The organism is Streptomyces prasinopilosus (genome assembly GCF_001419695.1).
GTDB classification, from domain to species: Bacteria; Actinomycetota; Actinomycetes; order Streptomycetales; family Streptomycetaceae; genus Streptomyces; species Streptomyces prasinopilosus.
Genome location: NZ_LIRG01000328.1, coordinates 1 through 3,313, shown reverse-complemented (window position 1 = coordinate 3,313; position 3,313 = coordinate 1). Strand labels below are relative to the sequence as shown.

At 70.3% G+C, this 3,313-nt stretch carries 2 protein-coding genes and 1 tRNA gene; 2 read left to right on the top strand and 1 reads right to left on the bottom strand.

Going from position 1 to position 3,313, the window contains the following annotated elements; all coding sequences use genetic code 11:
• Together AOK18_RS14735 and AOK18_RS14730 are read left to right on the top strand one after the other, a co-directional pair.
• The coding region (locus AOK18_RS14735) for a S1C family serine protease (RefSeq protein WP_055575151.1) at window positions 1-1,206 on the top strand (1,206 nt) is incomplete at its 5' end.
• 63 nt (window positions 1,207-1,269) lie between these two features.
• Window positions 1,270-1,356, top strand: a tRNA-Ser gene (locus AOK18_RS14730).
• A 1,367-nt stretch (window positions 1,357-2,723) separates the two neighbouring features.
• On the opposite strand, the gene AOK18_RS14725 is transcribed toward AOK18_RS14730, so the two are convergent.
• The gene (locus tag AOK18_RS14725; RefSeq protein WP_055694649.1) at window positions 2,724-3,260 is read right to left on the bottom strand and encodes a DinB family protein; all 537 of its coding nucleotides are present in this window, start codon (window positions 3,258-3,260) and stop codon (window positions 2,724-2,726) included.
• Between the last annotated feature and the right edge of the window lie 53 nt (window positions 3,261-3,313).

Genomic DNA, 3,313 nt, shown 5'->3' with positions numbered 1-3,313 from the left:
CCCCCGTCGTACGACGGGGGCGCGGGCCAAGGAGCCGGAGGCGGCACGGCCGGATGGGGCTCCTCGTACCAGGAACCGGCACCGAAGAAGGGCGGCGGACGCGGCCGCCTGGTCGCCACCGTCCTGGTGGCCGCGCTGGTCGCCGGCGGCCTGGGCGGCGGCCTCGGCTACACGCTGGCCAAGAACAACGACGACAACGGCTCGACCACCGTCTCGTCGTCCACCAGCGGCGGCAACGTCAAGCGCGACCCGGGCACGGTCGCGGCGGTGGCCGCCAAGGCGCTGCCGAGCACCGTCACCATCGAGGCGGAGAGCAGCGGCGGCGAGGGCGGCACCGGCACGGGGTTCGTGTTCGACACCCAGGGACACATCGTCACCAACAACCACGTGGTGGCGGACGCCGTGGACGGCGGGAAGGTCACGGCGACCTTCCCGAACGGCAAGAGGTACGACGCCGAGGTGGTCGGTCACGCCCAGGGCTACGACGTCGCGGTCATCAAGCTGAAGAACGCCCCCTCGGACCTGAAGCCCCTCACACTGGGAGACTCCGACAAGGTCGCCGTCGGCGACTCGACGATCGCCATCGGCGCCCCGTTCGGCCTGTCCGACACGGTCACGACCGGCATCATCAGTGCGAAGAACCGCCCGGTGGCCTCCAGCGACGGCGCCGGCAGCCAGGCCTCGTACATGAGCGCCCTGCAGACCGACGCCTCGATCAACCCGGGCAACTCCGGCGGCCCGCTGCTGGACGCCCAGGGCAACGTCATCGGCATCAACTCCGCCATCCAGTCCACCAGCAACGGCGGCTTCGGCACCGGCCAGTCCGGCTCCATCGGCCTGGGCTTCGCCATCCCGATCAACCAGGCCAAGTACGTCGCCCAGGAACTGATCAAGACGGGCGAGCCGGTCTACGCCAAGATCGGAGCATCGGTCTCCCTGGAGGAGGGCACGGGCGGCGCGAAGATCACCGACCAGGGCGCCGGCGGCTCCGAGTCGGTCGACCCCGGCGGCCCCGCCGACCAGGCCGGCCTGCGGCCCGGTGACGTCATCACCAAGCTCGACGACCGCGTCATCGACTCCGGCCCGACCCTGATCGGCGAGATCTGGACCCACAAGCCGGGCGACGAGGTCACCCTCACCTACGAACGCGGCGGCAAGGAGGAGACCACGAAACTCACCCTGGGCTCCCGCACGGGCGACAGCTGACCCCACCCCGGCCGCACCGACCCGTTACCCTTGTCCCGCGCCGCCGATCATCGGCGAGCGCGGGGAGGTGTGCCCGAGCGGCCTAAGGGAACGGTCTTGAAAACCGTCGTGGCAGCGATGTCACCGTGGGTTCAAATCCCACCGCCTCCGCGCGATGAGCAGTGGGGACGGCCCCTGACCTGGATGACTGGTCGGGGGCCGTCCTCATGCTGGGACTCTGTGACTGCCGGGTGTCCCCCGTTGCCTACCGCTTCATCGGGCAGGGCCGGGGCACGCCCACCGGGCCCCCGCGTCCGCTGCTTGTACCGTTCCGAAGTGGCCTGGATATCGCTGCTTGCAGCACTTGCTGGTGGCGTGATTGCTCTGGGATCGGCACTTCTCGTGGAGCGCCGAAGAGCGCGGCGGGAGGCGGTGTCCGAGTGGGACAGGAAATGGCGGGAGCTCTACTCAAGGTTTCTCGCGGCTCATGCCCAAGCCGGCAGCGATCTCCCGCCCGTGCGTCCTTCCCGGTGCTCGGCCCCCTCCGATGGGAATCCGGGAGGGCGACCCGGGGGACGATCGTGGTGGCTGCCGGGGCGACCGCGGAGCGGTCGCACGGCGCGGCACTTCCGCGCGTCCGCGCTGGCGCGAAAGCTGTTCCCGCCGCGTTGTTCCGCCTCTCGGTCAGTTCGCCGAGGCGGTGGTCAGGGCGTTGCGCCGCTGAGGCCCGGATCCGTTCCGGAACGCCGCGAGGAAGACGTCGGGCCCGGTTTCCGCTTCGGGAATCCGGGCCGTCCTTCCTCGGGTGACGGGGTGAACGTATCGGCCGGCGCGAAGGAGGGTCTTCCGGCAGTTCGAGCAGAGGCGGTCGAAGAGTGCCACCCAGCGCTCCGCGCCTACGAGGAAGTGCCCGGTGGGCGTATCACCTGGTCATCCGGTGGGGCGGGGCGACTGCTGGAACGGCCGATGCCAGGGACCCTCGGCGTTCCCCGCCGGCGGTGGACCGGAAGGGCCCCGTGTGGACATCACTCCTGGGGTGAGGCGATGCGTGTGCACGCGGGCCCGGGGGATTCTCGGCCCCCGCCTTCCGCGCTGTCGAGGTGGCGTCAGAGACCTTGGCCCAACGTCTGCTTGACGCTGCCGAGCAGGGAGTTGAGAACGCCGCCCGCAGGGGCGGGAGCGGCGCTTCCCTGTGAGCTTCCCTGCGAGGTTCCCTGAGGTCCCGAGTCCGCGGGTGCGGCGACCGCGGTACTTACGGCGAAGAGTCCCGCGGTAACGAGGCCGGCGAGGACAACGGCGGTACGACGAATCATTTCCATTCCCTTACGAGTGGTGATGATGCGGTGACGGACTGTATCAGCCGGTATGTCGGAAACAGGAAAGCCACAAAGGGATTCGCCGTATCGGCTTGCGCGGACCACCGTGTCGACGGCATGCGGGGAGGGCGGCGGCATCGGTGTCCGGTCGGCCGAGAAGCACGTCGAGGCCGAAGGGTCCGTCGACTCGGCCCTGAGCCGGGGCGTGTGGGCCCTCCGCGGTCAGGAGGCCGCTCGCAGCAGGCGGAGCTGGCCGATCTCCGTCGCGTTCTTGAGGAGTTCGGTGTTCACCCAGGCGACCGTGTGGGCCACGGTGCAGGCCGAGCCGTCCGGCCAGGGGAACGGGGCCGTGGCGTCGAGGTCGGTGTCGGTGAGGCCGTCCAGGACCGTCTGCCACTCCGTCCGCAGGCCGCGCAGCCACCGGACGGTCGGTGCTCCCTCACCGGGCCAGGTGATGTCGGTCCGCTTCCGGGGCGGCCTTCCGCGCGCGTGGTCCAGGGTCACGCTCCACCACCAGCCGATGTGCCAGCTGACCCAGGCGATGGTGGGAACGGGGACGGGGTCGGGCTCGGTCTCGGCCCAGTCCGGTTCCCAGGTTCCGTCGGCGCAACGGTGCAGCGTCCAGCAGTGAGGGGTGGGTTCCCACAGGAAATCGTTCGGTTCCAGCCGCTCCAGGTGGTACTCGAACAGCGACCAGGTCAAGTCGAACTGCCAACGCAGGAGTTGTGTCCGGGAGGCGGGGGGAGGGCCGGAGGCGATGAGGTCGGGAGTGCTCGGGTCCGAGGTGTCCGGGTCCGAGGTGTCCGGGTCCG